This window comes from Citrobacter amalonaticus, from assembly GCF_002918555.1.
GTDB lineage: Bacteria > Pseudomonadota > Gammaproteobacteria > Enterobacterales > Enterobacteriaceae > Citrobacter_C > Citrobacter_C amalonaticus_A.
On record NZ_PQMB01000009.1, the window covers coordinates 15,532 to 38,331 of the forward strand.

Genomic DNA, 22,800 nt, shown 5'->3' on the forward strand with positions numbered 1-22,800 from the left:
CAAATGTATTTTTGTTCGCGATTCATGAAGGCTGGAATAGATTGTTTTACGCCAGTCTTGACTGAGGAAAGTGTCATAATAAACACCATTAATCATCAAATATTAAAAATACCTGATGTATTAAAGTTATGTTAAATATCTGGTAATACGTGCAAGCTGTGATAAAGGTAGTTAGTTATCACACCCACGATCTATTTTACGAAAAAATAATATTCATCACATCAAACAACTTTAAATAAAAGAAGTAAATTTTCAGGTAAAAGAGAAGAAGAAATCGTACTCAATAATGCACTTGCACCTTAATTATTCACCTTGCCATAAAATGAAAAGCTTCATTTTAGAAAGAGTTCACTCTCAGCCTCTCTTCTGCGCACCAAGCCAGGTTGAGGTTTGCCGCCAACATTTACCCACCGTCCAAACTCGCTTGCCGCGCCGTTATAATCACCGGCATTAAGTTTTTTCAGTAGCGTGGAAGTACTAAAATTCCCGCCCCCCAGGTTGAAAACAAAGGAGACTAAGGCATCAAACTGATTTTGCGTCAGTGGAACGTGCACATAATGCTTTACCGCTCTTTCACTCTCCTCAACATCTTTACGTAATAAGGTTATGGCCTGCTCTCTGGTGATAACGTCATTGGGTAAGACACTGGCAGTATGCCCATAGCCAATAGTCCATATATTCGCTGGGCATTTATAGGCCTGTAGCCTTAACCCTTCAAAATGTTTAATTATATTAAGGCCATTGACATCTGTTTTCATTTTACCTCCCCCAACCAGCAATAGTATCTGCTAACAAATGTAAAATTTGAAATGGCAACACTAAAATATCCTCAGAAATTTGCCGCACTATTTCATAACAACAAATGTTTAACCTTAATGATACATGGTTCTCCTCTATATTATAGAAATGGTTATATTTTTACTTATTATCAATATGGGTGATGTTATGCTGTACAAAAAATTTGTACTGGGTAACTTGTCGTGATATTGGAAAATAAAATTATGTTATTTTTATAATTTTTGAGAAAATCGCTTCCATAACAGATCAAGCAAATGACTGCCAAATGCTCCGCCTAACCCTGAGAGGATCAGAGTCTTAAACTCGGTGTAACCTTGTTCATAGCCATAGACACCCGCTAAAAATCCTGTAAAACCGGAGATCACGACCTGACTGAAAACCTCATAAAAGCAAAATTTTTTTCCTGAGGCTTTTTGTTCTATTAGATACCGAACAATCCCCCCCCAGGCAGAAAACACCCCCACAATCAGCCATGAGAAGACTATATCGCCATTAGGCAGTGGTTTGGGTAGCGTAAAAATCATCATTACACTCCAATTATATTTAATGTTAAAATATTTCGTAAATCGGACCGTAATAATGGACTCATACCTATGCTATATATTTTTACTTTGGCATACAGAACTGCCTAATATATCGTTAAAGATACATCAATTTTTGCTGGTACCGGATGATGCCTTCCCGGAGAAAGAATACGCTGTCCAGTATATGAAGATAATTCGATAGAGCCATCATGGCCAAGGCTGCTGGTTAAAGAGGATAAGGTCCGATCTGAACAGGTAATTTGACCAGAGAATAGCATCCTGCGGTGATCACCGGCAAAGAGTCGCATTCTGTTGTTCAGCCTCATATAGTTTCTCCGTATAGTGCTCATCTAGTTCATCAAGCCTGCTCTTCTGGCTCTGTAGGATTTTAAGTTGAACTTCATATTGCCTGACCGACGTACTTGCTTCATCTGCTTTTATCTGCCATTTCATGGACTGCTGATAGAAATATCGACTTCACAAAGTGAGAATAGCTATAACGATAGCCATACACCCAAAGCTCGCCACGCGCATTTATATCTAATCTCCTTTATATTCCATCCCATTCATCATGACTGTGAGCAAGCGACTCAGGCCATGCATAACCTAATAGAAATATTGTAACTCAAGCAATAAATCATCTTAAAAAAGTATTTTAGAGCTTTCATCAAAATCAGATGAAATTTTATTTCATGTATAACGATATTAATAGAAAGCCTTAAATGAAGCATGGCAACTATTAATCAACATCTTGGCTAAAGACTGTTTTCAGGTGTGCTTTCTAACTTGTCTAAATAGACTATAAAAAAAAAAGAAGGAAGAGAAATCGTTAGTAACGATCATTTCCTCTCATCATGATAGCTCATACCTATCAAACCACAAATAACGATCGAGGGAATCACTCAACAAGGGGGATTATCATTATTGTTATTAATAAATTTATCAGGTGCGCCGTAAAATCCGGGCCGAACCTTCCGGCTAAAAGCCCACTTGAATCGAAGCATGAGCTGCAAAAACAACTGTTCCGCACAATAGCCCAGCCAAACCGATTGATTTATATTAAAATTAGATACTTGCCTGAAAGGATGAATCGTCCGAAGAGAGTAGAGTCCGCGTACAGACCTGATCAAGTAGCGCTTACTGATGGCTGATAATCAGCATACCCAATGGTCGACGCTGACATTCTTCAAGCAGCAGCGCCCAGATATCTCTTTGAATGGAAGAGTCGAGCTGGGCAGTAATTTCGTCAGCAATAAGAAAACGCGTGCGCGAAGTAAAGCGATTCGCGCCAGTTCACCACCAGAAAGCTGTCCGGGATGGCGAGTTAACCACTCAGGGTTGATATGAAGACGGGTAAGCATTTCCGCAGCAGGTTGCCAGACATCATGAACCGCATTGCCAGTGCTGCGTTGGGGATTAAAGGTTAATTCCGGATGCTGTGGCACTGTAGCCCGGCATAGCCGGTTGATCAATAGAAGATCGCTATTAACCCCCCTTCTTCCTGTAAAGCCATAACCCGCTATCAGATGGCTCTGGAGCCGATGTGCGCGGTCGGAGTGGTCACAACAAGGCGTAGCCGCAGTTGTGGCGTATCTCCGCGTTAGGGTCCCGTCAGGGGCGCTTACGAGCGTGTACTCAAATCTTACAGCAACACTACTGACAGCAATGAAGAACCATAGTTACAACATCCAGTATTAAAAGCGATGTTGTTCCCGGCCTTTGGCCGGGGCGGCGGCGCTTTTCAGTGCCGGGAGGGGCTGGGTGGTTGGGTGGGCACCGGTTTTTGGATAAATAAATTGAATGTTGTAACTAGTATTGCTGTTTTTTTGCCCGCCACGTAGAGGCGGGAGCTACCTTTGGTTTTTCCGAACCGGCGCGGACGTGAGTCCGCTGCAAGGGCGGGCATTCTGAGGAGCCTGTCCACAGGGCAGGCGATGAACAGGTTATATTTTTATAAGAGATAAAGATTATGTTTTTAAAAGAAGTACAGATCAGGGTTTTAAAGGAAACCACGCACTTTGAAATCAGGTCGCCTGGCGCTTTGTCAGCATCTCGGTTGTAAGTTTATGGAAAGGTCCCTTGCAGTTATTTGTGAGTAACTAAATTCAGCGACCGGAAATGGCTCCGGCGACAACATTTCTGTCCTTTCTGTCGGCAGGATGCGAGAAATTTTTGCGTGGGGAACGACTATTCTGCACAGAAAACAGGCAGTGGCTGGCAACAGACGTGCGGAATCCTCCGACTGACGCCGGATTTATAATCTGGTGGGTTATATGGGGACGGTGGCCAGTCGCGTGTAGTTGTTGCCCCGCGACATCAGCATGCGTTCTTTCACGCGCCGCTGCAACTCACGCTTCATGGCATCAAGACCGCCGGTAAAGCGTCCGCTGGCGTATTCCCGCGTCAGCTGCTGTTTCACCAGTGTCTCTATGTCCTTGCGGGTTCTGTCCGCATCACGCCGGGCACGGGCGCGCTTCAGTCCGTGCAGTTTACGTTCAGACTGGTAGCTGCGGAACCGTTCGCGCACAAACCGCCAGGCTTTCGCTATCAGTTCATCCATCTCCAGCGGCTTCAGATTCTGCTTCTGACGCAGCTTATTTTCCCATTCGACGCGGCTACGGCGTGCGGCAACCACAGCCACGTCCGAGACGTCGAGTGCGGAAAACAGCGCCAGCGTGAAAGTAATGTCGGTCGGAATATTACAGCCAATCTGCGGGTCATATTCTGTCTGGTAGGTAATCAGCCCCAGCTCCGCCATAAACTTCAGCGCCCGTGTGGCACGGGTGATGGACAGATTGCCGCTTTTTGATTCTGTGGCCAGACCGCACTCGATGGCCAGATTGGTGATGGAGCGCTGCACACGGTTGGCAAGAGGGTCATAGTGGAAGCACAACCCCTGCAGCAGCGCATCAATGGCACGACGACGCAGTACCGGCGGCATGCGATGACGCTTCCCCAGCGACCGCATGAAGGCCACATGAACGGAAAAATCAAAACGGGACGTGAAGCCTTCGGCTTTCGCCATCAGCTTAAGACAGAACTTCAGCGTATCCTTTCCTTCACGCGGGGTGAATTCCGGACTGGGATTTCTGACCTGCTTATAGTGGAGGTCTTTTTTATCAGCCACACCCACCGACACTTATGGCGGTCTTTGGGTATTGTTTTATGAAATGCATGCGTTATAATCTCTCGCAGGCCACCGCCTGCTTTTGGACCCCCTGATATCTGTATCTTCCGCCAAGTTGAACCAGATTTCGGGGGGTTTTTGCATTCAAGGCCCTGTGTTCCGGAGCCTCTTCCCTTGAGCATTTCAGGATATGCCCTATCCCTTCACGAAGCCCGGCCGATAGCCGTTCTCCGTATTTGTCCGTTTTTGCGCTTAATAATCAACTGACATCGTAAATTGAGCGCAAGGTGCGTAAATCTTACCGTTTTTTTCCAGGCTTGCAACTAAAGGATCTTCAGGCCTCTGCATGGATCGCCTTTTTCATTTATGTAAAATCATGCCGGTTCCTGCACGCAAGGCATATCCCCCTTTCAGATTTCCTCCTTCGTTTGCACAATTAACCATATAATTAACATGTGTGATTATTAACAATTAATATTTATCGAATCAGAACAATTAGTTACGCGTGCTATCGGGTGAAATATGTGACCGAAATCAAACTTCTGATACTTAACGCACGCAGAACATTTATCCGATATAGGTCTAACTTCCGATCAAAAAGATCATGTTTACTTAATTTTCTGGTCGAACGATCTAATAAGATGATCTACATCAGAATATTATGCTACTAAACACACTCATTAATAATATTTAAGATCGACATTTCTTGTTTTATTAGATCTTCCGATCGTTTTTAATAAATATAGTAGTGAAAAACACTATTCAAATAAGAATACTCCGCCTTGTTCTTTTTTGTGTGTTTGATGCTGCTTAGACAAGAATGTATTGAGTGATAGCGCTGGTAAGGATTTCAGCTCACCCCTTTGATTCCGGCGTTATCGTTTAGCACCTTCGCCTCCTGATTTACAGAATGATTCCCCCGGGGATCGGTTCGTGCGGAGCCTTCATGAATATTGAACAATTAGAGCATTATCAATGGTTTTTAGCTCAATACATCACTGGAGGACGCCACAGAGAACAGCTGTTTGACTGGCTGACAGAGCAACACATCATACCGTGGACACCACTGACCATATCCCTGGTCAGACGTAGCGATAAGCAGCGCGGTTTTCGCAAGCGGATAAACCCGGTTTTCCCCGGTTACTTTTTTCTTAAGGCAAATTTTGAAATTCACAACATCGCCAGTATTCGTTGCCACAGCGCGTTTTGTGACTTTGTCCATGTCGGGAGAGCCATCGCTCCGGTACGACCGGGGATTGTAGAGGCGTTGATGAAAACCTGGCCAGACCCGACACTAAACAGTGCCGCACGTACTGAACTGGAAGCCGCGTCCGGCCTGTGCCTGAGCCAAAAACAATATGATTATTTGCTGAAACTCGATATGACGACGCACTCTGTATCGCGTATCACCATGTTGTACGATTTGGTGTTTAACACTGCGGATACCGTTTTTTCTGACCTTCAGTCACCAGAGAACTCTGGAGCCATGTAGCAGGTTCCTGTTGCCCCTCGTGCAGGGGCATTTTTTTCGTTTCCGGACTGATGCCTGACCGGCACCCTTCATGAACATCCCTGTTCTTCTGCCGCGTACTGTCATTCTCCAGCCCTGTTCCAGACAGCGGGTAAACAGGCATCAGTCCAGAACCGTTTCCTCTGTAAATCTGGTATCGCTTATGCCCCAACAAGAAAACCCTGTTTCGCATCTACTGTGGTGCATGTTACTGGCCCTGCGTTGCGCCCATAACGACACGCCCTTCACGTCCGAATCTGCAAGGAGAAAATTTCTGTCACAGTGGCTGACAGGTGCGCGTAAAGTACCGGCCTTTTCAGGTCTGGCCCGGGAGTTCACCTCCCTTCGCGAACTGCTTGGCAAAGATAAAAAACAACCAATCGACGGAATTTTAACGGCGCTCTGGCAACAGTCAGTCCTGAGCGAACAGTGTGATTTTATCCGGCTGCGGGAGGCTAAAAATGCACTACATGGTAGCAGCTGGCGCAGCTGTCTGTGCCGTTTCCCTGAACAAACCGTACCGGAAATCTTCACCAGGATGAAAACCCGGCAGAATCACTATATTCAGCTGACTCGAACGGAAGATACTTTTTTATCGACCGGCCAGATGAATGCCCCGCTGACCTTCCAGCTCGTGCTGAACAGACCATCCCATCAGTTCGAAGAGATTTTTCATCTGCATGGTTTTTCGGTGAAACCGGGGACTGAAATTCAGACGGGGCATTCCACGCTACGTACGGTATATATCGGTATGCCATCACTGTCCGAAAACGTCTGGGGCGCAACCCCGGACGACCTGTGGACACCACTGTACCACTGACAAACTTTTCCCCCGCACTTAGCCCACTCCCTGTCTTTCTGCACGTTTCATTCTGATGGAGAACGCCATGCCGGATATTTGTGATCATGCCAACGAAGAAATGGAATTTCTGAACCAGATTAAGTTCTCGCGTACACCTCCCCCAGTGCAGCCGTCAGCAACACATTGCTGTGACTGTGGAAACCCTATACCCAAACTTCGCCGTGAGGCGCTACCGGGCGTCAGGCGATGTGTGGATTGCCAGGCCCTCCTGGAACATTTCATCCCACTAACATAAGGAATTAAAAAATGCAGCGTTGTTTCTCGCTCAAAAAGGAGCATGCACAGACCCTGGAATTTCAGGCTATTCGTTCAACCAACGACTGTAACACCCCGGTCAGTGCCCGTCAGGTACTGAGTGCCCTGGTGGAGCTATTGCCCTCGCTCGACAAGACACAGCTCAATGACACCATCACAAGGCTGAATCAGAGGAAAAGCTCATGACTTCACTGATACCTGCTTCATCATGGTGCCGCTCCGCGCTGGTCATTCTCTCGCTATTTATGCTGACATCCTGCACAACCGCTCAACAGCGTCCACTTTCCGGTGCTGACAAGCCAGTCTGTGATATGCAAAAAGGTTTATGCGCATTTTCCTGGAAAATCTTTTTGGTCAGTGAACCTGAAATGCAGGGAACAGACGGTCAACTCTTTGCTTCCGGCCGCAGCGTCTATCCCGTAAACAAATTCACGGATATTCCCTTTGAGATAAACCACGGTGATCAGAATAAGTTTGCGGTGGTTTTTAACACAGGCACTTCAGGCACGTCGACGTTCTCATTTGTCACCCTGTCTGGCGTAATACACAGGGGTAAATCCAGAATCGTCACATTCTCGCAAAAAATCAGCATACGTCCAGGAAGAACCGGGAAAGTTCGCATCCCTGTCGGCGATGAAACCTTCATCATCGCTGTTACTGCCCCCACGTTCACTGACCACTCGCTGTAATCCCCGCCGCAGACCGCATCACACTCTCTTTCAGACCCGCGTGATGTCGTTTCAGCGCATCACACTATGGAGCCCCTATGAAACAACACACTGTACCCGCTTTAGGGCTGTTGCTCAGTGGCTGCGCGGTGCAGGGTAATTCCCAGCCGGATGTGCCTGCCGATAATGTTGTCGACCAGATGATTGCGGTCAATACGCAGAATGTCAGTTTCGTTCAGCAACAACTGATCGCGGCACTGACACCCGTGTTACCCGCACCATCCCGCCCGGCCCCGTTGGTGTCATCCCCAAAAGCCATACCCCCGGTCCCTGCCCGGAAAACCGCTGCCATCCCGCCAGCAGCCCCCTCCGCTCGCTGGCCGGCGCTCACCATGACTGGCCTGCGTCCAGCCATGCCGGCACTGGCCGTGTCCGGGAAAGCACCCACCCTGCGTCAGGCACTGGCGAAGATTGTCCCTGCCGGCTGGACCATCCACTACGACATGGGGCTGAAGCCGGAGGTGAAACGCCCGCTGACCTGGCAGGGGAACGACCAGTGGCCCTACGTGCTTAACCGGTTGCTGACGCAGGAAAAAATGCGCGCCGAAATCAACTGGACGACACAAAAAGTCTCTGTATCGCAGGCCGGTACATCGGGCGTTCCTGCTGTATCCCCTCCGGCAGCGAAAGTGAAAACCACACCGGGTAAAAATCCCTTCACCGGGAGCGGGGTCAAAACCAGCACGGCTCCTGTGGCAATTAAAGTCAGTGTGGTTAAACCTCCGGCAGTCAGAGCGGTTATCTGGCAGGCCAGCGTGGGCTCCACCCTCAAGGATACGTTACTGGAGTGGACGACCCGGGAGAATTGTACGCCAGGCGGCACCTGGAAGCTGGCATGGAATACCACCGTGAATTACCGCATTGATGCCCCACTGGCGTTCAGTGGTTCATTCCGTAGCGCGATTAACGACCTGTTTATTCTGTACGGCACCGCATCCACCCCGCTTTATGCCGCGACACAGTCGGCACAGTGTGTGCTGCTGGTTGATGATAAGGAGCCGCGCTGATGCCCCTGATATTTTATTTGCTGGGGATATTTGCTGTGGTGATTTATGGCGGTCAGCCGACGCCGTCAGGTCTGGCGAAAGCAGAGCAGAATATCCAGAACCAGCTGCCCCAGCAGGCACGACAGACGATTGCCTACGTCACTGCCCTCAATGACTGGCGGTATGACCACCCCATGCAGAACGGCACCATCACAGCCAGCCAGCTGGGTATCCCGTTTTCCATCCATCTAAAAAATCAGGTTGTCAGCAACCGTCTGTGGGTATGGCAACCGGCAAAACCGGGCCTGTTCAGCGCCCTGCTTGCCGAAAGCGGGCACTCCGCCCTGACGGGGCAGGTTCGGGGCCGCCGTCTGTTTGATGCCACCAACACCGATATGCAGGTCACCGTGCCCGACACCATTCCGGACGGCAGCCTGGTCTGCCTCAATTAAACAAGAGAACTCCAATGATGAGAAAAACGTTTTCTGCGTTGGCGATGTTGTGCCTGGTATTGTTATCCGGCTGCAGCACGCTGGACCGCATTGACGCCGTGGGTAAACAGGCCCGTGACGATGAGAAGACCACCAGTCAGCATCTGCAGAAGATGAAAAGTGGTGAAGTCGTTCGTGAACTCCCCAGCCAGTGGATAAACCCCATCCCACTCAATGCCAGAGGCAATGACCGGGAACGCCTCCCGTCCTGTCTGGTACAGATTAACCGTCCCGGTGTGATATCCGTCAATGACATCAGTGCGCACATCACCCGGACCTGCCATATTTCGGTGGTATTTACCCCGGACGCGAGGCAGGTCACACAGGCCACTGGGCCGACAGAACAGATTAAAGGCCCCCTTCCCACGCCGGACGCTAACGGCATGCTGCCGCTGGCACAGATGGGTAATACTGTTGCGGCACCCACCCCACGCACCGGCAGCGGAGCCACCCTGCGAGGCGTGTACTGGAAGGGGACACTCGACGGTTTTCTGGACTATGTCACGGCACGCCTCGGTTTATCCTGGCGTTATGAAGAAGGCCGGATAGTCATTTTCTATCTGGATACCCGCAATTTCCCTGTGCTGTTCATGGACTCACAGGCGGGATTCACGTCGAAAACCGTCAGCGGCACCACATCCTCAACGGGCAGCAGCGGCGGCGGTAGCAGCGGCGGCATAAGCGGGGACAATAATACCTCGCAGTCCACCGACATGGCCATCAAGTCCAATCTGTACGGGGATGTCTCCGCGACCGTGAAGGCGATGCTCACACCGGGTGTGGGGCGCATGAACCTGTCTGCCGGCGTACTGACCGTCACCGACACCTCCCGCGTGCTCTCACAGATAGGACGGTACATTGACGACCGCAATCGTGAGTTAAATCGCCAGGTCGTCCTTAACGTTCAGATTTACAGCGTGGAGAACAGACGCGCAGACCAGCTCGGTATCGACTGGGATGCGGTATTAAACCTCAGCAGCGTGAAGGCCACCTTCACCAACACGTTTACCAGCGCCAACGACGCGATTGCCAGCGGCGGCGCGATGATCGTCGACGGCAAAGGGGCCGGGACAAAAGCGCTGGTCAAGGCGTTATCCGAACAGGGTAATGTCAGCGTGGCCACGCAGTCCTCGAGTCTCACCACCAATCTGAGTGCCGTGCCGATTCAGGTTGCCCTGCAGCAGGACTATATCTCTGACGTTACCAGTGAACAGACCGCTAACGTCGGCAGCAGCATATCTTCAACACGCTCCACCATCACGACCGGCTTCAACATGACGGTCCTGCCGTACCTGATGCCGGCCAGCAGCAGTATGCAGTTGCAGTTCAGCGTCAACATGTCTGACGACCCGACCATGCGTACCGTTCCCCAGGGCGAAAAAAGCTCCGTGGAACTGATGAAAACCCGTCTGAAGACCTTCACGCAGCGCGTCAATATGAAGTCCGGGCAGACGCTGATTTTAAGCGGGTATGAGCAGCTCAATAACACCGCTGATCACCAGGGGGTAGGTTCATCCCGCTTCTTTGGTCTGGGCGGTGGCGCAAGCGGGTCGCAGAACCGTACGCAACTGGTCATGTTCGTTACACCGATAATCCTGGGATAACCTCATGGAAAGACTTCATAACATCCACGTTGTTGACCATGAAAAAGTGCACTATGTCGCCGGGCTGAACTGGCAGGTTATTGAAACTCAGCCAGCCAGACGTTCCCGAAAACAGGCAAAGGCTGAAGGGGCCGAACATTACCTGGTGTGGCGCCAGCCGGATACGGTGTTGCTGGGGATGACAGTACTGTCGGCGTTTCAGGAAACACGGGATCACCAGCCTTACCGTTCACTGGCATTGCATATTCTGCCCCTGTTGCCGAAGGACGGATATGCCGTTATTCCACTGTCGGAAACGTCCCTTTGGTTCGTGGCCACCCTCGGCGGCCAGCTCTCTCCCCTCAGTGATATGGTGGGGTCCGCCGAACAGATAAAAAAAGCCATTGATGTCTTTGTCACGATGAATCCCCTGCCCGCTGCGGGCTGGCAGGTCATCGCGCCTGACGGCTTCGTGCAGGAAGAGACACAGCCACCACCGGCACTCACGGACTGGATGCTCCGGAATAAAACGCGTAAGACACCACGGCTGTTACCGACGAATGTGAAAGCCGCGGCGGGGTTATGGATTGTGCTTCTGGTGCTTCTCCTTGCCGGGCATTTTGGCTGGCAGTATCTGCAGGAGCGCAGGGAAAATGCAGAAATTGCAGATGCACAGGCCGCTCTGGCGGCAAAGCGCGCTGCGGCTAAAAGCGGCAACCTGCCCCGGCCGTGGGCCAGCCAGGCGCGGTTTAACACCGTTTTGCGTACCTGCCATAACCACTGGAAAACGTTGCCCCTCTCCATTGCCGGCTGGACGTTCGCCCAGGCGCAGTGTTCACCCGCAGGCAGCCTGACGGTGAATTATGCGCTCCCGGAAGGTGGCACGGTGGCGGATTTCGCCAGCCGTCTGCCTTACTGGTATCCGGGCATACCGGCGGGTTTTAACATTCCAGGCGCGGCCAACATGGCCAATTTCACGCTGACGTTTGCATCTCCCGCCAGCACTGGAGCCGAAACGCTTCCGGATAATGCGACACAGACACAACGATTCACCAGCTTTGCTCAGCGCCTGAACGCCGCGCTGCAGCTTATCAGACAGGACAATGCGCTGCGTGATGATGCCGGAAATATCATTCCCGTACCGTGGATCACTTACGCCTTTACCTTTGTGACCGACATACCTCCTGACCGCCTGTTTCTGGCCCAGCACTTTGATGACACCGGGCTGCGCCTGGAACAGGTTTCGCTCACACAACGCGACGGTCAACTGACCTATACCCTGGAGGGTTATCTCTATGCTGCGAACTAGCCTGATTGCTTCGCTTTTTTTATTTCCTGTGCTGGTCCATGCGGAGTCTCTTTTCCCGGGTCCGGAAAGCGCCGAAATGGTGCCTCCCCCGTCAGATGAGGTGACGGTATCTGCCCCGCCAACAGGCAAAAATGTCATCCATATGGAGGATATACAGGCGCAAACCATGTTGTACAAAGCCCAGCTGCTGCGTGATAAGGCGCTGACAGAACTCCAGAAACTCAGCAGTGGCGGTGACAGCCCGTCAATGACCAGCTCTCCCCTGCCGTATGACACCTCAGCCACGCAATCCGCACCGACAGCATCTGCACGGGACGAACCGCCTCCGCAGGTGATTCAGATAACGGGGGAAGGTAAAACGCTCTCCGCGCTGATACGTCTGAGTGGCGGCAATCAACTCATGGTGCAGGCCGGCAACACCATTCCTGGTGTAAATCTGACGGTGGAAAAAATCACCTTCGACGCGGTCACCGTCAGCAGGCCGGGTAAACAGCCGTGGCTACTGGCTTTCGCAGAGGATTAACTATGAAAGAAACGGCTAACCGTTATCTGTTTCAGACTGCCGATAAACTCTATGTGTCGACAGACCATGTTGCCTTACCGGAGGTACAAAGCGAGGTGGCGCGTATACTGCGCGACGTCTCCCTGACGCTTGAAACCTGCTCCTTACAACAACTCAGAGAGTATCAGCAGGGGCAGCACCCCGATATGACATTGGGAAAACATGCCGGCAACAACTCTCAGGAACAAAACCGTGTGCTGGGGTATTTCCGTGAAGCGTTGAAACAACATTCCTCGGATATACACTTTCGCATCGGTGAAAAGGGACTCACCCGCATCCTGTATCGTATTCACGGCGAACTTAGTGAAACCGGACATCTTGAAACGGCCGAAGGATACAAATTGGCCAGAACCATCATCCATTCGATGTGCGACGATGCAGAACCGAGTTTTCATGAAAACCGACCTCAAAGTGCACGTCTACGTAAAGAGTTTCTGCGTCAGGTGGGACTGTTTGGGGCGCGCTATGAGCACTATCCCACAGAGTTTGGCCTGTTAGTGGTGATGCGCCTTATTTCCGATGACGGTGACAATCCGTCCACGCTATCGGCGCTGGGTTTTCTTCCGGAACAAACTGAGCTGTTTGAACAGATGCTGATGACGCCCGAAGGTATGATGTTGATTTCCGGCCCCACCGGGTCAGGAAAATCCACCACACTGCGTACGCTGTGCCGGATGTATATAGATGGGACCAACGGTACCAGGCATCTTCTGACATTTGAAGATCCGGTTGAAGGCGGGATAGTCGATGCGGTTCAGTGTGGTATCAAAGCAGACCGCAGTAACCCGGAGGCAGTGAGCCAGGCGTGGAGCAGCGCCTTATCCAGCGGTATGCGACTTGATCCGGATGCCATTCTGGTCGGCGAGCAGCGGGACCGTAATTCCGCAATGGCCAGCATTATCGCCGCCCTCACTGGTCATATTGTCCTGAGTACGGTACATACCCCGGATGCCATTCGTATTCTCGACCGACTGATTGAAACCTTCAACATCAGCGCCTCACTGGTCATTGACCCGCAGGTCATGATTGGTCTGGTGTCCCAGCGGCTGATACAGCAACTCTGCCCTCACTGCAAACTGAACTATGCAGAGCGATGCGGGGCGCAGTCGCTGCAACCGCTGACCGCACTGCAAAAGAACCTGCTGGCTGAACACACAGACACGCAGCGTATCGCTTTCCGTCATCCGGATGGCTGCACTCATTGCAAGAAAGGTTTCACTGGGAGACAGGTCATCGCCGAGGTTATCCGTCCCAACGCCATGTTTATGGATATGAACAAGCGCCACGGTAAGCTGCAGACCCGCAGTTACTGGGTGCATTACATGCAGGGCATTACCCGTCGCGCCCATTTACAGTCCTATCTTGACGCCGGCACGGTTGATCCATTGCACGCGAACTTCATCTGTCCACTGGATGAGGACAATCGTCTTCTACTCCCAAAAGAGGCCGTTCATGTTTGATATCAGTTCGGTTCTGGCCCCACTGAGAAACCTGCTTGCGCCCTTCAGTATCGGGTGGGTGCGGGTCGAAGTGTGGCTGGGGCGTAAAACGTTTAATGCCGGCGACCGTTTGATGATTTATGAGGACCTGGCCTTTTTGGTGGACAACAACGTTAAACTGGAGGATGCCGTTAAAGGTATGATGGAGAACCGGCGGGAAGGCACATTACGCCCCCGGGCCAGCGTGTACTGCCTGCAGGAAGTGGCGCAGGCGCTGAAAAAGGGTAAAACCCTTGATGTGGGACTTCGACGTTGGATACCCCGCAATGAAGCGGCCATCATTCAGTCCGGAGTAAAGGAGAAGCGACTGGCTGACTCACTCAGACGTGCCATTTACCTGGTTCTGGCTGTGCGCGATATCCGTTCCACCCTGCTGGAGCGCCTCATCCAGCCGCTGGTCCTGTTTTTCAGCCTGGTGGCTCTGGCCTGCATGATGTCCTGGAATTTTCTTCCCCAGCTGGAAACACTGAAACCCCGCGAACAATGGCAGGGAAGTCTAGTGTGGATGGCTGTGATTTCCGACGCCTTTGGTCAGCACCTGATTTTATGGATTATCGGCACGCTGTTTATCTTTGCGTGGGTTTACTGGTCCTTCGGTAACCTGACCAGCCGGGCACGTCTGTTCATGGATGCCCTTCCCCCCTGGTCAATCTACCGGGAAGTTCAGGGTGCCACATTCCTGCTCAACTTCGCCGCCCTCTCCCGCGCGCAGGTCAGAAACGAAGATGCGCTGAGTCTGTTGAGTCTGCATGGTTCTCCCTGGTTACGTCAGCGACTCAATGCAGCTCACCGTCTGATGAACAGTGGGTGTTCCCTGGGGCAGTCGTTAGCTGACAGCGGTTACCGGTTTCCATCCAGAGATGCCATCAACCGGCTGAAGCTCCTGACGCAGGGGGATGGCGGGGAAACCATTATCGACAGCTTTGCCCGTAACCAGCTCGAACGCACGCTGGCCGGGATTAAGAGTCTTGCGGGCTGGTTAAATCTGCTGATTTACGCCCTGTCAGGGCTGTATATGGCGCTCGTCGCCTTTTCCACTCAAAACCTCAGCGCTGTTACCGGCGCATAGTTTATCCCCATCAAAAGGAAACCTTTATGGACAACAACATGTTATCCCGACGCCCCACGTCCGTTCACCGTGGAGAAGCTAACCTGCTGGCGCTGGTTCTCGTCATTGGTATCGTGGCCATCATGGTCGTGGGTGTGATGTCATTTGCCTCCAATATTTCTGACTCCAACAGCATACAGGCTGAGTACAGCAACGGCAGCTCAATCATCACCAACGCCCGTGCCAGACTGAAAACAGACGGAATTTATGATTTCAGTGGTGCTGCTGACATGACAGGCACGTTCATTCAGTTAGGTGGTGCACCGAAAGGAATGATTGTGGGTAATAAATCTTCAGGTTCAGCCACACTGAAAAACCAGTTTGGCGGCTCAGTGACCCTCGCGCCGGCAACCAGCAATGGTGCGGCTAAAGCGGCGTTTACACTGACTTATAACACCTACCCTTTTGAAGCCTGCACACAGCTGGCGACCCAGATGAGCGGCGCACCCGGTGTGGTGACCACCGCCATTAACGGCACGTCCAACAGTGGCGTGGTGTCTGCCGCCAACGCCGGGAACCAGTGCGTGGCTGACAGCGGCAGTACGGGGACAAACACGCTGGCGTTCACCACCAACAGCTAAGACGGGAGGAGGCATGGCTGTCTTACGCAACGCGTTTCTCCTGCTTGCACTGAGTCTGGGCCTGACGGCTCAGGCTCATGCCTGGTGTTTTGCCGAAGCGGGACAGCGCTACCACATTGATCCCCTTCTGCTGAAGGCGATCGCCATCAAAGAGACGAACCTCAACCCGAAGGCTATTGGTAAAAACCGGGACAAAAAAGGGAACGTCACCAGTCGCGACTACGGCCTGATGCAGATTAATGACGACAATGTCAGACGGCTTATCAGCATGGGCGTCATCAGCAGCCATCAGGATTTACTGTCCAACACCTGCCTGAACATTCAGGCAGGTGCCTGGGTGCTGGCACGGCATTTTCAGGTCTGTGGTATCACCTGGGATTGTCTTGGCTCCTATAACGCAGGATTCAGGGACAAAAATGCGCCCATCCGGCAGCGATATGCCCGGGATATTTACAGCATTTACCAGCGCTTAAGGGGGAGCTGATGAGCCTCCAGGTCGGTATTCTCACGTTCTCGTTGCTGTGCTTATGTCTTTTTTTGCAACTTCGGCAGGTCAATGTATTTCTGCGTGAACACAACGCCCCGGCGTTACCTACCCGGTTGTCCGACACAGTGTCACTGCTGTTTCTGCTGCTCGGGATGTTTCTTGTTTATCAGGGCAATATGCCCGCCCTGCTTATGTTCACCGCCCTGCTGCCGCTGCTGTGGCTGGATGCCTGGCAGCACTGGCTGCCACTTCGTTTTACCAACGCATTCTGGTGTGCCGGCCTCCTGGTCCGGCTGCTGCCCGACGGGCAGTTTCTGTCGCTACAGCAGGCGATGTTCAACAGCACAGTGATGTTCTGTTTGATGTGGAGTGTGTGGTGGGGCGTAAAAAGACTCTGCCTACGCGAAGCGCTGGGAAGGGGGGATGTTCACCTTATCGCAGGGTTGTTTGCCTGGCTGCCGGCGACCACCGCGCTCTACAGTTGCGGTTTCGCATTTTTAATGATGCTCATGGCTGTTATCAGAAAACCCCAGCCGCTGGCGCCCTGGTTATGTCTGTCCTTACTGGCAGGTCAGTTGACCGGGGACGTCCCTCTTCTCCGGAGTTAATACCCGACAGCGTTTCCCGGCGCTGACATGTGAAAAAAGTTGCCTGATGACCGGGCAAAGGATTAATACGCTGCGAATAATTTCAGCAGGAGGAATCGATGAATAAAATCAACCAGGGTAACGCACAACTGATGTCTCTGGTGCTGGTACTGGGTCTTGCCATGATGGCAGCGCCAAGAGGAATCGAAATGATGGCCCGGCAACAGTCAGAGCGGGTCTGGGATGTGACGGCCAGCCAGTTCAATACCGTGCAGATGGCCGCCCGGCAGTACATCAGTGACAACATCGACACACTGGCCACGCAGGTAAAACCCGGGCATCCGGTGTATGTCTCGGTAAACACCCTCAAGACGACCGGACACCTTCCTGCTGGTTTTGGCGCAAATGATCACAACCAGAGCTACCTCATTGCGGTGGTCAGTAACCCCAAAATGAGCAGCCAGCTGCAGGCGTTTGTCATGACCACGGGTGGACAACCCTGGGATTTTGGCGCACTTCGCCATATATCGAGCAACATATCGGGGCTGGGAGGCTATGTCTGGCCGGACAATCAGGCTGTTGGTGCTGGCGGTGGCTGGCAAATGAAACTGGCAGACTACGGTCTGAGCAGTAAACAGGGGTCACTGGTGACCTTTATTCCTTCCGACCAACTGGGAACCAGTGGTCAGGGGAACGATCGCCTGTATCGATACGCTGTAAACGGTCATCCGGACTTCAACCGTATGCATACCGCTATTGATATGAACGAGAATAATCTTGATAACGCCGGCGATATTAAAGGCAAACAAGCCATTATCAGCGGTGGAATTAGCGGCCAGAGCGTAACAATCAGCGGTGAAATTAAAGGTCAGCAAGCCACGATAAGTGGCGATATTAAAAGTACGGGCGGATGGATAACCACGCAGGGTAACAAGGGCTGGATGAACGAGACCTACGGCGGTGGTTTTTATATGGCGGACAGTAGCACGCTTCGCAGTCTGAATAACAAAGGAATTTATACCGCCGGAGAGATCAGGGGGGGGCAGTTGCGTTCAGATGGTAACGTGTCTGTCGGAGGGGTACTGGAGCTTGAGAAAATCCATGTTGCCGATACGGATTGTCCTAAAGACGGGGCTGTAAGCCGCACCGCAACAGGTGCCACACTTTCGTGCCAATCCGGTCGGTGGCGGGAAATTGGTTTTTCACCAACCGTAACCGTCTTTAAAGGCGTGTGGAACAAGGATCTCAACCTGGGAAAACAGAAGTTTTGTTCAATTAGCCGGGTTACTGGAACAGATACCACTTCGCCCGATAAATTACGCTGTCATGTGGCCATGAACGTGGCTACGGGCGATTGGACCCTGACTCTAAATAGAGGTATTGGTTTTAACTATTGTGATGCTGTGTGTTTCAAATAATTCTTTGTTGATTCCAGAATGAAAGCTGGCTATTGGCAGCTAACGACATAACTACATTGCCCATTCAAATCAGCGCGATTAGTTCCGGCGTGGAAGTTGTACTCATCATAATATCCGCATTTAACTATGCGATTTATATCAACATATGCTACTGAGCCTGCATAATAATTAGGCTTCCAGCCATGAGGGTTTTGTGCGTTGCTGACGCTCCACGTACATTGATTTTGATTAAATCCAGGCGGTAAAGGTATTTGCTGACCGTTGGCGATTAAACCGGTTTTCACAGTACTCCCCGCAATGACTTTCCACCGACCGGATTGGCACGTATGTATCTGTATATATTGAGTTCATCTCGAATAATCGTTTACGGTTGAGAACTTTCTTAAAAATCGATTATCAAGGAACCCGTCATGTCCCGGCCATTGCGTATTAAAAAAATGTCTCTGTATAACGCGCTCTCCAGATATTACGCCACCACATCCGTGCATAAACGGGGGCATCAACAGGAGTTTTACCGCGTATGCGTCATACAGCGTCACCCTGTGGCCCAGAAAATGATGGACGAAATTACCACGGTGGATATTGCCTCCTATCGTGATTTCCGGCTTTCGCAGATCAATGTCCGTACCGGGCGAAACATTTCGGGCAATACGGTTCGACTGGAACTGGCCCTGCTTTCATCACTCTATAACCTGGCCCGGGTGGAATGGGGAACCTGCAGAACAAACCCGGTTGAACTGGTGCGCAAACCTAAAGTCGCAGGAGGGCGTGACCGGCGACTGACATCGCAGGAAGAGCGCCGGTTATCCCGCTATTTTCGGGAACAAAACCCGGCGCTATACACCATCTTCCATCTGGCTATTGAAACCGCCATGCGACAGGGCGAAATATTATCCCTGCGCTGGGAGCATATCGATATCCAGCACGGTGTTGCACATTTGCCACAGACGAAAAACGGCAGCACACGTGATGTCCCCCTGTCGCGTAAGGCACGCCGTTTGCTCCAGGATCTGGACATGGCCATGACCGGGCCGGTCTTTAATTACACTTCTGCCGGTGTGAAAAGTGCCTGGCGGACAGCACTTCAGCGACTCAATATTCAGAACCTGCATTTTCACGATCTGCGCCATGAAGCTATCAGCAGGTTATTTGAACTGGGCACGCTGAACGTGATGGAAGTGTCGGCCATTTCCGGTCACCGATCACTGAATATGCTCAAGCGATATACCCATCTCAGGGCATACCAGCTCGTCAGTAAACTCGATGCACGACGTCGGCAGACACAAAAAATAGCGCCCTATTTTGTGCCCTATCCGGCCTGCATTGAACCTGTCGATGATGAGGGGAAGACCGTTTTTCAGATCCGCCTGCACGACTTCGATAATCTTGCAGTATCGGGTCATTCACGTGAGAGTGCTATGGAGGCGGCATCCGTCGCGTTACTCCGGGTTCTGGCGCTTGCCGCTCAGCGCGGTGAACGCGTGCCGCAGCCCGGAGAACTGCCTGACGGTATGGCTGAAAGAGTGATGATCAACCCGCTTATCAGCGCCACCGTCCACGCGTAACACATTTGAAAACAGGGAAAAGCCACCCGGCTCTTTCCCTGACTGAAGAAGGATGCTCCCCGTCATCCTTTTTCTCATTCCGAAACTCCCCCTTCCATCCTTAAAACCTGACTGAGACTAACTTATGAAATTACCAACCCTCATCGGGGTCCTGGTGCCATTCCTGCTGTCTGGTTGCCATCAGGCCCCTGCATCCACATCGACGTCGACATCATCCAGGTTGTCTCCATCTGCGGCACAGATCGCGTTTAAACAGGAACAACAGCGCCTTGCACTGACGCTGACCGAAGATGGATGGTTATTACCCGGCCGCATAACATCCAACTCACAACGGGTTTCGGTGGACTGGGACGGGGATGCGATTGAACTGCTCTCAAAACTGGCGAATCAGCGGGGGATCACCCTGCGTTATTCCGGTGTCCGTCTGCCACTGCCCGTCACCATTCACGAACGTGACGTGACTTTTGAAACCCTGTTGCGCCTTATCCGCACGCAAATCAGCTGGCGCGCGACAGTGACACAGCAACCTGACGCACTTGAAGTCGGTTTCATGCCACCACTCAAAGGGAAAATGTCATGACAACACGCCCCCTTTACGCTCAGGGCCTCATCGTCCTTGCTCTTTTTACCCCGCTGTCCGGGGTAATGGCCGCCACCCCGACCGTCAGTCCTGCCCCGCCGCCTCCTTCAATGTCGGCCTATCTCAGTCCTGAAGCAGACGACCACAACGGGGTTAACGATACGGTGTATCAGATGCTGACTGAGGCCGGCAAAACTGAAGGATTTCGCGGGGGAAAAGCGCAACGGGCATGGGAACTTCGCCAGTCTCTGGAGCAGCGCGCCCGTCAGCTCGACAACACGTATCTTTTTTCACCGCTGATCAACCGTCAGGGCTGGCTGCCCCCTGTCATTGCAGAGGCGACATCGCTGGCCACCATCACCGATAAACAAATGCGTACGGCAAACCACGTTTACAACATCCTGGTGCCCGAGCGTTTTGTCAGTAATCCACCCGGCTGGCGTCAGTATCTTTTCGCCGGATTATCCGTCCAGTCCGCCCCTTCAGACACGGTTATTCCGCGTAACCGGGCAGAGCGCACGGTCTGGCAGAACGCCATTAAAAAAGGCTGGCAGGAAGGCCGCCAGAGCGCGGATGACACGCTGGCGGCCAACTTCAACAGGCTTACCCGCGATTACACCGGGATGATGCGCTATTCACTGCTTGTGAAACAAAAAATGATCACCCCGCCCGTTATTGCCGAACAACAGCAGAGCGTCAGCGGCAGCCGTGAGGAGCTGATGCTCGGTGATAAGGTTCGCGACCTGAAGCAGCGCGCCGGTTTTGATCTGGACAAGAAGAAATGGGAGCCGCTGATTCAGACAAGGGCAACGCAATGACAACCCTGGATAAATTTGATTTCTCAGCAGGTCTGACGCCCGATGTATTCCGCGCATTCTTTGTCCACTGTTACCGGCATGGCGTGTCAGACATTCATTTACAGTCCGGCGGTCCGCTGGTACTTGGCCACCACGGCCGAAAGATTCGGGCCTCGGCGTTCACGCTGGACCATTCGACACTGCTCCTGCTTATCGACTCTCTCTTCACCCCGCTCGTCAAGGCCCGTATTCAGGCCGGGAAAGGTGATGATGCCGCGTTACAACTCGAGGGTGACAGTCAGCAGCGCTACGGCCTTGAAAGAGGAGAACGCATCCGTTTTCGCGCCAACTTCACCCAGGCCACAATCCGGGGCCTCAATACCGCTATTGCCGTTACCCTGCGCGTCATTAACAACCAAATCCCGGCGCTGAACAGCCTCGGGCTTCCCGATCCGCTGTATCAGACGCTGGCGCATCTCCCGGTTGAAGGTATCGGCCTCATCGTGGGACCCACCGGCTCGGGAAAAACCACGTTACTGACGTCGGTATACCAGCATCACGGTGAAACGACCCCTGACTGCAAGGTCACCACCTATGAAGATCCGATTGAAGGCTTGCTCGGGGGGCCGAACTGGTTGCTGCAGCCGCAGCAGTGTGAAATCGGCCGCGACGTTCCGACCTATGCCGAAGGCCTGCGCCTGTCGATGCGTCAGGCGCCGACGATTATCGGGATTGGTGAGGTGCGCGACAGTGAGACCGTCGAAGGCGTGGTAAGTGCGGCACTGTCCGGCCACCTGTGTCTGGGAACAGAACATGCATTTTCTGCCGGGCACGCTTTTGCCCGAAGCATTCGTATGTTGCCGGCAGAAAACCGCGAACCGCTGGCCCATGACATGCTGGAACTGATGCGTTTTATCGTCATGCAACGCCTGGTCCCCACCACGGATGGCAGACGCTGCGCCATCCAGGAATATGTGCTGTTCGATGATGAGTTTCGTGAGTCATTGCGCCGGCATGAATACACGCAGTGGGCCACGGTGCTCAACAAAGACCTTGCCGCACAGGAAGCCCGTATCAGCGACCAGGTATGGAAAAAGTACCAGGAAAACCGCGTATCCGAAGAGACAGTGCGCAGCTATCTCGGTAACAGTGAATTTATTAAGCGGAGTCAACATCATGTCCGGTGATTATCACCCGGGGCGGGATGCCTCCCCCCCGGTTAACATTTTTGGCATTCCGGCGCTGGCATGGCTCATTTTCGCGATCTGGTTTAAGTGGCCATCCACGAACATGTTTCTGTTCTGCATCGGACTCATCCTCTTTTATGCCGTTCTGGCGCACTTTGGCTTCACCGTCACGGTACTCAGCCAGCGCATCTTCCACCTTCTTCGCGGTCGTCGCCTGACAGGCAGGCCCTGGTGGTACCGAAAATTCTTTGAGTAA

24 protein-coding genes and 1 pseudogene are annotated in these 22,800 nt (G+C 52.1%); 21 read left to right on the forward strand and 4 right to left on the reverse strand.

Features of this window, described 5'->3' with window-relative positions:
• Positions 1-332 precede the first annotated feature (332 nt).
• The 4 genes and pseudogenes from C3432_RS25460 to repA form a co-directional block, all read right to left on the reverse strand.
• Positions 333-758 carry a lysozyme gene (locus C3432_RS25460; RefSeq protein WP_103780161.1) on the reverse strand — a complete coding sequence of 142 codons (426 nt, stop codon included), beginning with the start codon at positions 756-758 and terminating at the stop codon, positions 333-335.
• 252 nt (positions 759-1,010) lie between these two features.
• Positions 1,011-1,325, reverse strand: a complete 315-nt coding sequence (locus tag C3432_RS25465) for a phage holin family protein (protein WP_103780163.1) — start codon at positions 1,323-1,325, stop codon at positions 1,011-1,013.
• Between the two features lie 1,134 nt (positions 1,326-2,459).
• Positions 2,460-2,767 (reverse strand): annotated as a pseudogene (locus tag C3432_RS28170) (ATP-binding cassette domain-containing protein); the annotation flags it as partial.
• A gap of 824 nt (positions 2,768-3,591) precedes the next feature.
• A complete protein-coding gene (gene repA / locus C3432_RS25490) occupies positions 3,592-4,461 on the reverse strand; it encodes an incFII family plasmid replication initiator RepA (RefSeq protein WP_103780169.1) in 870 nt (289 codons plus the stop codon).
• A 934-nt stretch (positions 4,462-5,395) separates the two neighbouring features.
• Here repA and C3432_RS25495 point away from each other — a divergent pair.
• From C3432_RS25495 to icmT, 21 genes are all read left to right on the forward strand, one after another.
• On the forward strand, positions 5,396-5,941 hold the full coding sequence (locus tag C3432_RS25495; protein ID WP_103780171.1) for a transcription termination/antitermination NusG family protein: 546 nt from the start codon (positions 5,396-5,398) through the stop codon (positions 5,939-5,941).
• A 181-nt stretch (positions 5,942-6,122) separates the two neighbouring features.
• Positions 6,123-6,779, forward strand: a complete 657-nt coding sequence (locus tag C3432_RS25500; protein WP_258041661.1) for a hypothetical protein — start codon at positions 6,123-6,125, stop codon at positions 6,777-6,779.
• A 67-nt stretch (positions 6,780-6,846) separates the two neighbouring features.
• Positions 6,847-7,056, forward strand: a complete 210-nt coding sequence (locus C3432_RS25505; RefSeq protein ID WP_103780175.1) for a TraR/DksA C4-type zinc finger protein — start codon at positions 6,847-6,849, stop codon at positions 7,054-7,056.
• Positions 7,057-7,067: 11 nt separating this feature from the next.
• The gene (locus C3432_RS25510; RefSeq protein WP_103780177.1) at positions 7,068-7,262 is read left to right on the forward strand and encodes a hypothetical protein; all 195 of its coding nucleotides are present in this window, start codon (positions 7,068-7,070) and stop codon (positions 7,260-7,262) included.
• A gap of 125 nt (positions 7,263-7,387) precedes the next feature.
• Complete coding sequence (locus tag C3432_RS25515; protein ID WP_146050975.1) at positions 7,388-7,765, forward strand: hypothetical protein; 378 nt, start codon at positions 7,388-7,390, stop codon at positions 7,763-7,765.
• A 77-nt stretch (positions 7,766-7,842) separates the two neighbouring features.
• On the forward strand, positions 7,843-8,811 hold the full coding sequence (locus tag C3432_RS25520; RefSeq protein ID WP_103780181.1) for a toxin co-regulated pilus biosynthesis Q family protein: 969 nt from the start codon (positions 7,843-7,845) through the stop codon (positions 8,809-8,811).
• On the forward strand, positions 8,811-9,242 hold the full coding sequence (gene pilM / locus C3432_RS25525; protein ID WP_103780183.1) for a type IV pilus biogenesis protein PilM: 432 nt from the start codon (positions 8,811-8,813) through the stop codon (positions 9,240-9,242). Before C3432_RS25520 ends, pilM begins: the two co-directional genes overlap by 1 nt.
• A gap of 14 nt (positions 9,243-9,256) precedes the next feature.
• Complete coding sequence (gene pilN / locus C3432_RS25530; RefSeq protein ID WP_103780185.1) at positions 9,257-10,885, forward strand: PilN family type IVB pilus formation outer membrane protein; 1,629 nt, start codon at positions 9,257-9,259, stop codon at positions 10,883-10,885.
• Between the two features lie 4 nt (positions 10,886-10,889).
• A complete protein-coding gene (gene pilO2, locus C3432_RS25535) occupies positions 10,890-12,173 on the forward strand; it encodes a type 4b pilus protein PilO2 (protein WP_103780187.1) in 1,284 nt (427 codons plus the stop codon).
• Positions 12,160-12,696, forward strand: a complete 537-nt coding sequence (gene pilP / locus C3432_RS25540; protein ID WP_103780189.1) for a type IV pilus biogenesis protein PilP — start codon at positions 12,160-12,162, stop codon at positions 12,694-12,696. Before pilO2 ends, pilP begins: the two co-directional genes overlap by 14 nt.
• Positions 12,697-12,698: 2 nt before the next feature.
• Complete coding sequence (locus C3432_RS25545; RefSeq protein WP_103780191.1) at positions 12,699-14,195, forward strand: GspE/PulE family protein; 1,497 nt, start codon at positions 12,699-12,701, stop codon at positions 14,193-14,195.
• The gene (locus C3432_RS25550) at positions 14,188-15,303 is read left to right on the forward strand and encodes a type II secretion system F family protein (RefSeq protein ID WP_181012979.1); all 1,116 of its coding nucleotides are present in this window, start codon (positions 14,188-14,190) and stop codon (positions 15,301-15,303) included. The genes C3432_RS25545 and C3432_RS25550 overlap by 8 nt, the downstream gene beginning before the upstream one ends.
• 26 nt (positions 15,304-15,329) lie before the next feature.
• Positions 15,330-15,923 carry a type 4 pilus major pilin gene (locus C3432_RS25555; protein WP_103780194.1) on the forward strand — a complete coding sequence of 198 codons (594 nt, stop codon included), beginning with the start codon at positions 15,330-15,332 and terminating at the stop codon, positions 15,921-15,923.
• A gap of 13 nt (positions 15,924-15,936) precedes the next feature.
• A complete protein-coding gene (locus tag C3432_RS25560; RefSeq protein WP_023208005.1) occupies positions 15,937-16,407 on the forward strand; it encodes a lytic transglycosylase domain-containing protein in 471 nt (156 codons plus the stop codon).
• Entirely contained in the window at positions 16,407-17,018 is a 612-nt protein-coding gene (locus C3432_RS25565; protein WP_103780196.1) for a prepilin peptidase, read from the forward strand. The genes C3432_RS25560 and C3432_RS25565 overlap by 1 nt, the downstream gene beginning before the upstream one ends.
• Positions 17,019-17,116: 98 nt before the next feature.
• Positions 17,117-18,415, forward strand: a complete 1,299-nt coding sequence (gene pilV, locus C3432_RS25570) for a shufflon system plasmid conjugative transfer pilus tip adhesin PilV (protein WP_103780198.1) — start codon at positions 17,117-17,119, stop codon at positions 18,413-18,415.
• A 410-nt stretch (positions 18,416-18,825) separates the two neighbouring features.
• Positions 18,826-19,980, forward strand: coding sequence for a site-specific integrase (locus tag C3432_RS25580; RefSeq protein ID WP_103780202.1), 1,155 nt, complete (start codon positions 18,826-18,828; stop codon positions 19,978-19,980).
• Between the two features lie 124 nt (positions 19,981-20,104).
• The gene (locus C3432_RS25585; RefSeq protein ID WP_103780204.1) at positions 20,105-20,560 is read left to right on the forward strand and encodes a DotD/TraH family lipoprotein; all 456 of its coding nucleotides are present in this window, start codon (positions 20,105-20,107) and stop codon (positions 20,558-20,560) included.
• The gene (locus tag C3432_RS25590) at positions 20,557-21,378 is read left to right on the forward strand and encodes a type IV secretory system conjugative DNA transfer family protein (protein WP_103780206.1); all 822 of its coding nucleotides are present in this window, start codon (positions 20,557-20,559) and stop codon (positions 21,376-21,378) included. Before C3432_RS25585 ends, C3432_RS25590 begins: the two co-directional genes overlap by 4 nt.
• Positions 21,375-22,544, forward strand: a complete 1,170-nt coding sequence (gene traJ, locus C3432_RS25595) for a plasmid transfer ATPase TraJ (RefSeq protein WP_103780208.1) — start codon at positions 21,375-21,377, stop codon at positions 22,542-22,544. Before C3432_RS25590 ends, traJ begins: the two co-directional genes overlap by 4 nt.
• Positions 22,534-22,800, forward strand: coding sequence for an IcmT/TraK family protein (gene icmT / locus C3432_RS25600; protein WP_001627958.1), 267 nt, complete (start codon positions 22,534-22,536; stop codon positions 22,798-22,800). Before traJ ends, icmT begins: the two co-directional genes overlap by 11 nt.